General features: G+C 65.8%; 7 protein-coding genes. 5 read left to right on the forward strand and 2 right to left on the reverse strand.

Going from position 1 to position 5,555, the window contains the following annotated elements:
• Positions 1–538, reverse strand: a 538-nt coding sequence (locus I71_RS33965; protein ID WP_042704685.1) for a 7TM-DISM domain-containing protein, incomplete at its 3' end; no start/stop codon positions are given.
• 79 nt (positions 539–617) lie between these two features.
• A complete protein-coding gene (locus I71_RS33970) occupies positions 618–1,361 on the reverse strand; it encodes an MgtC/SapB family protein (protein WP_042704687.1) in 744 nt (247 codons plus the stop codon).
• A 257-nt stretch (positions 1,362–1,618) separates the two neighbouring features.
• Between I71_RS33970 and I71_RS33975 the strand changes: the two genes are divergently transcribed.
• The 5 genes from I71_RS33975 to I71_RS33995 form a co-directional block, all read left to right on the forward strand.
• Positions 1,619–1,813, forward strand: a complete 195-nt coding sequence (locus tag I71_RS33975) for a periplasmic nitrate reductase, NapE protein (RefSeq protein ID WP_042704688.1) — start codon at positions 1,619–1,621, stop codon at positions 1,811–1,813.
• A 22-nt stretch (positions 1,814–1,835) separates the two neighbouring features.
• Positions 1,836–2,102, forward strand: coding sequence for a chaperone NapD (locus I71_RS33980; RefSeq protein ID WP_042704690.1), 267 nt, complete (start codon positions 1,836–1,838; stop codon positions 2,100–2,102).
• A gap of 83 nt (positions 2,103–2,185) precedes the next feature.
• On the forward strand, positions 2,186–4,687 hold the full coding sequence (gene napA / locus I71_RS33985; RefSeq protein ID WP_042704692.1) for a nitrate reductase catalytic subunit NapA: 2,502 nt from the start codon (positions 2,186–2,188) through the stop codon (positions 4,685–4,687).
• A 14-nt stretch (positions 4,688–4,701) separates the two neighbouring features.
• A complete protein-coding gene (locus I71_RS33990) occupies positions 4,702–5,220 on the forward strand; it encodes a nitrate reductase cytochrome c-type subunit (RefSeq protein ID WP_049976473.1) in 519 nt (172 codons plus the stop codon).
• Positions 5,217–5,555: NapC/NirT family cytochrome c (locus I71_RS33995; protein ID WP_199902330.1), on the forward strand; the 339-nt coding region annotated here is incomplete at its 3' end. The genes I71_RS33990 and I71_RS33995, both read left to right, overlap by 4 nt.

Raw genomic sequence — 5,555 nt, forward strand, 5'->3', positions numbered from 1 at the left:
GCGGATCGCTGTAGAGCGGCAGCACCGAAATTTCGAGGGGCGAGTCGCCAGCCGCCGCATTCCCGTAGATGTCGGCGATTTGGAATTGCAAGTCGATATAGGCTTCGCCCATCTCCAGCATCCAGTCGGCGGGAGCGCCGGGCTCGCGGATCAGATCGAACCGATACCAGTGGATATCGCGGGTCTGTCCGGCACCACGGAAATCCTTCTGTGGCTCCAGCCGTCCATCGGCATCGGCCTTCAGGACGGCAGCCAGGTCGAGCTTGCGGCTGGAATCGATCAGCAGACCGAAATGACCGGCCAAACCGGCGTCGGCGGTGGATGGCCCCAGCCGCAACGGTTCGATCCCCGGACCCGCCGCGATCGCGCTGCCTGGCAACCATAGCAGAATCGCCAAGAACAGGACGATCAGCCCCGCCACCCGGCAAAGACCGGGAAAGGGCGCCGCCGCGAGAGCTTCATTGGACCGGCCGCTGCCGTTCCGTCGGGACGGCAGTCGGTCTTCTCCATACCCGCGGTCGTTCGCGTCCTTGGTCATCGCGAGGGATCGATAAAGCTAAAGTTTTAGGAAAAGATTAAGTCGGTATGCATTTCGTCCTTACGCTCCTCTACCCGCGTCAGATGCGTGACGGCGACAGCTTGAACTCCACCACGGTGTCGGTCGATGCAAGGGCGCCGACCAGCGCCATCGGGTCGGGATCGCCCTTCCCCTGCAGCACCAGCTGGCACTCGAACTGACCGCTGCCGTTGGCAAGATGGAAGGCCCAGTCGACGACCTCGAACCCGTGCGTCCTGGCCTGCGCCCGCAATTCCTCCGGCGGCGGCGCCTTGTCGCGGGGGAAGACCAGCGTCAGGTGGACCACCGACTGGTGGGGCAGCAACCGTTCGAGCGGCCTCAGCAGGCTCATCACCAGGATGCTCAGCGCCGCGGCCGCAATGGCCACCGCATAGAAGCCAAGTCCGATGGTGATGCCGATGGCGGAGGTCGCCCAGATCGAGGCTGCGGTGGACAGGCCGCGGATCGACAGCCCCTCGCGCATGATCACCCCGGCGCCGAGAAAACCGATGCCGGTGACGATGCCCTGGATCACCCGCGTCGGATCGCCGGTCGCGACCACCCCGTGCGCGCCCCCCTGCGTCCCAATGCCGCCATACCACATGGACGGATAGGCATTGATCACCGTCAGCGCGGCCGACGCCAGACAAACCAGCCCGTAGGTTCGCATCCCGGCGGCCCGCCCATGATAGCTGCGCTCGTACCCCAGCAGCAGCCCGACCGCCAAAGCTCCCAAAAGATGAAGCAAAATCAGCCCATTGGTCGCCAGTTCGGCCGGCGACCAGTAAGAGCGCAGCAAATCCATGACCCAATCCATTCCCGACCTGAAGGCGTCCCGTGACGACATCCGCAGCAGTCTAGCGCAGCCGGAGCCGCCAAGCCCGCACGGCGAAAGGCACCATTCCGCCACAGGGCGCAAACGACCCCGCTTGACCTGTGTCAATTCCAGCCCATCGGAAAGTACCGATACTAAGGACCAAAGACCGGTACCTAAGGACTATCCGAAAGGGTTGATGTCCGGGGCCGGCTCAAACCATTCCCGCTCCGACCGAGAGTGCCGCCATGAGGCCCATGACCTCCCCCGTCCTGTCCCATCCGTCCGACCGGAAGGCGACCGACTCCGCGCCGGCCCCGACCCGCCGGGCCGAAGGGCTGATGTTCCTGTGGCTGGCGGTGCTGGTCTGGCCGGTGATCGCGGTCGGCACCGTCGCGGCCTACGGCTTCTCGATCTGGATGTACCAGATCCTCACCCACTGAGTTCCCGCCCCCGAGGACCGTCATGCCCCGCGCCCCCGAAGTCCATATCTCCAGCCTCGTCATCCAGCACAGCCCCGACCGCACCGACGCGCTGCGCGAGGCGGCGGCATCGGTCGCCGGGCTGGAGTGGTGCGCGGCGGAGAACGGCAAGGCGGTGGTGACGCTGATCACCGCCAGCGCCGCAGAGGTGGTGGACCGCATTGCCCTGCTGAACGCCATCCCCGGCGTCCACACCACCACCATGGTCTACCACCATTACGAACCCGCGGACGCGATCGACGCAGCCTGACGGCACCGACTGAATGGTGTCCTGCCGGCGCGCCGCATCCGCCCATTCCCGACCGAATTCCCTCCGGAACTGGAGTTCCCCGCATGTTTCTGTCCCGCCGCGATTACCTGAAGGCGCAAGCCGCCGCTGCCGCCGCCGCGGCGGCCGGAATTTCGCTGCCCGCCTCCGCCGCCAACATCCTGACCGGCGAAGGCGCCAAGCTGACCTGGTCCAAAGCCCCCTGCCGCTTCTGCGGCACCGGCTGCGGCGTGATGGTCGGCGTCAAGGACGGCCGCGTCGTCGCCACCCACGGTGACGTGAAGGCAGAGGTGAACCGCGGCCTGAACTGCGTGAAGGGCTATTTCCTGTCCAAGATCATGTATGGCGAGGACCGGCTGAACCAGCCGCTTCTGCGCATGAAGGACGGGAAGTTCGACAAGGAGGGCGAGTTCACGCCGATCGGCTGGGACGCCGCCTTCGACATCATGGCCGAGAAGTGGAAGGAGACCCTGAGGAAGAAGGGTCCGACTGCCGTCGGCATGTTCGGTTCCGGCCAGTGGACCATCTATGAGGGCTATGCCGCCTCAAAACTGATGAAGGCCGGCCTGCGCTCCAACAACCTCGACCCGAACGCCCGCCACTGCATGGCGTCGGCGGTGGCCGGCTTCATGCGCACCTTCGGCATGGACGAGCCGATGGGCTGCTACGACGACATGGAGCAGGCCGACGCCTTCGTGCTGTGGGGCTCCAACATGGCGGAGATGCACCCCATCCTGTGGACGCGCGTCACCGACCGCCGCCTCAGCCATCCCGGCTGCAAGGTCGCGGTCCTGTCGACCTACGAGCACCGCAGCTTCGACCTTGCCGACATCGGGCTGGTCTTCACCCCCGGCTCCGATCTGGCGATCCTGAACTACATCGCCAACCACATCATCAAGACCGGCCGGGTGAACAAGGAGTTCGTCGAGAAGCACTGCAACTTCAAGCGCGGCCGCGACGACATCGGCTATGGCCTGCGTCCCGACAACCCCTTGGAGAAGAAGGCGAAGAACGCCGACAAGGCCAATGACTCCGACCCGATCAGCTTCGAGGAATTCGCCAAATTCGTCGAACCCTACACGCTGGACAAGGCGCATGAGCTGTCGGGCGTGCCGAAGAACCGGCTGGAGGCGCTGGCCGAGCTGTATGCCGATCCCAAGGTGAAGGTCGTCTCCTTCTGGACCATGGGCTTCAACCAGCATGTGCGCGGCGTCTGGGCCAACAACCTCTGCTACAATATCCATCTGCTGACCGGAAAGATTTCCCAGCCCGGCTGCGGTCCCTTCTCGCTGACCGGCCAGCCGTCCGCCTGCGGCACCGCGCGCGAGGTCGGCACCTTCTCCCACCGGCTGCCGGCCGACATGGTGGTGACCAACCCCGAGCACCGCCGCCACGCCGAGGAAATCTGGAAGCTGCCGGAGGGGACCATCCCCGACAAGATCGGCTACCACGCCGTCCAGCAGGACCGCATGCTGAAGGACGGCAAGCTCAACGCCTACTGGGTCATGTGCAACAACAACATGCAGACGGCCCCGAACACGGCGAAGGAGACCTTCCCCGGCTACCGCAACCCGGAAAACTTCATCGTCGTCTCCGACCCCTACCCGACCGTCACGGCGCTGGCCGCCGACCTGATCCTGCCCACCGCCATGTGGGTGGAGAAGGAGGGCGGCTATGGCAACGCCGAGCGCCGCACCCAGCTGTGGCGCCAGCTGGTCGATGCGCCGGACGGCGCGCGCTCCGACCTGTGGCAGATGATGGAGTTCTCCAAGCGCTTCCGCATCGAGGAGGTGTGGCCGGAGGATCTCCTGAACAAGAAGCCGGAACTGCGCGGCAAGACGCTGTACGAGGTGCTGTTCCGCAACGGTCAGGTCGACCGCTTCCCGCTGTCCGACCTCGACCCGAATTACAACAACCAGGAGGCCAAGGACGCCGGCTTCTACGTCCAGAAGGGGCTGTTCGAGGAGTATGCCTCCTTCGGGCGCGGCCACGGCCACGATCTGGCGCCCTTCGAGCAATACCACCAGGAACGCGGCCTGCGCTGGCCGGTGGTGGACGGCAGGGAGACCAAGTGGCGCTACCGCGAGGGATCCGACCCGTATGTCAAGGCGGGCGAGGGCATGCGCTTCTACGGCAACAAGGACGGCAAGGCCAATGTCTTCGCCCTGCCCTACGAGCCGCCGGCCGAGGCGCCCGACGCCGACTATCCGTTCTGGCTGTCGACCGGCCGCGTGATCGAGCATTGGCACAGCGGGTCGATGACCATGCGGGTTCCCGAACTGCGCAAGGCCTTCCCCAACGCCGTGGTGTTCATGCACCCCGACGACGCCAAGGAGCTGAACGTCCGGCGCGGCCAGGAAGTCCGTGTCACCTCGCGGCGCGGCGAGGTGCGGGTGCGGGTCGAGACGCGCGGGCGCAACAAGCCGCCGCGCGGTCTGGTCTTCGTCCCCTTCTTCGACCAGACGGTCCTCATCAACAAGGTGACGCTCGACGCCACCGATCCGATCAGCAAGCAGACCGACTACAAGAAATGCGCGGTCAAGATCACGCCCGTCGCGAACGCCTGAGGAGTGCCGGCATCATGAAGACCCGTTTCCTGATCGCCGCGCTGGCCCTGCTGGCCGGCATCCCGGCCCTGACCATCGGCGTCGCCACCAGCGGCGTGGCCGCCGACAAGCCTGCCGCCAACGCCACCGGCACCGTGGGGGGGATCAAGGTCCCCTCCACCAACCACCCGATCACGCTGGATGTCCCGGCCGAGGCGACCCACCGCGAGATCACCGACGACCAGAAGCGCGTGCGCAACTACGCCGACCAGCCGCCGCTGATCCCCCATGCCATCCGCGACTATCAGATCGACCTGAACATCAACAAGTGCCTGACCTGCCACGACCGCCGCAACACGGCCGGCTCGCAGGCGCCGATGCTGTCGGTCACCCATTTCCAGGACCGTGACGGCCAGACGCTGGGCACGGTGGCGGCGCGCCGCTACTTCTGCACCCAGTGCCATGTGCCGCAGACCGACGCCCAGCCGATCGTTCCCAACAGCTTCCAAGACTTCGACTCGGTCCTGGGCCATGCCCAAGGCGGCCAGAAATGAAAATCCGCGACGCAGTGCTGTGCCTGTGGCGGCTCTTCGCCCGCCCCAGCGTCCATTTCGGCCTGGGCTTCCTGACGCTGGGCGGCTTCATCGCCGGCGTCGTCTTCTGGGGCGGCTTCAACACCGCCCTGGAGGCCACCAACAAGGAAGCCTTCTGCATCAGCTGCCACGAGATGCGGGACAATCCCTATGAGGAGCTGAAGCAGACCATCCACTTCACCAACCGGTCGGGCGTGCGCGCCAGCTGCCCGGACTGCCACGTCCCGCACCAGTGGACCGACAAGATCGCCCGCAAGATGCAGGCGTCGAAGGAGGTCTGGGGCAAGATCTCGGCA

It is taken from the genome of Azospirillum sp. B506, from assembly GCF_000333595.1.
Lineage (GTDB): Bacteria > Pseudomonadota > Alphaproteobacteria > Azospirillales > Azospirillaceae > Azospirillum.

Coding starts and splice junctions, on each gene's coding strand:
- I71_RS33980 (WP_042704690.1), top strand. CDS start 1,836: ATGCCCCGCGCCCCCGAAGTCCATATCTCCAGCCTCGTCATCCAGCAC.
- I71_RS33990 (WP_049976473.1), top strand. CDS start 4,702: ATGAAGACCCGTTTCCTGATCGCCGCGCTGGCCCTGCTGGCCGGCATC.
- napA (WP_042704692.1), top strand. CDS start 2,186: ATGTTTCTGTCCCGCCGCGATTACCTGAAGGCGCAAGCCGCCGCTGCC.
- I71_RS33975 (WP_042704688.1), top strand. CDS start 1,619: ATGAGGCCCATGACCTCCCCCGTCCTGTCCCATCCGTCCGACCGGAAG.
- I71_RS33970 (WP_042704687.1), bottom strand. CDS start 1,361: ATGGATTTGCTGCGCTCTTACTGGTCGCCGGCCGAACTGGCGACCAAT.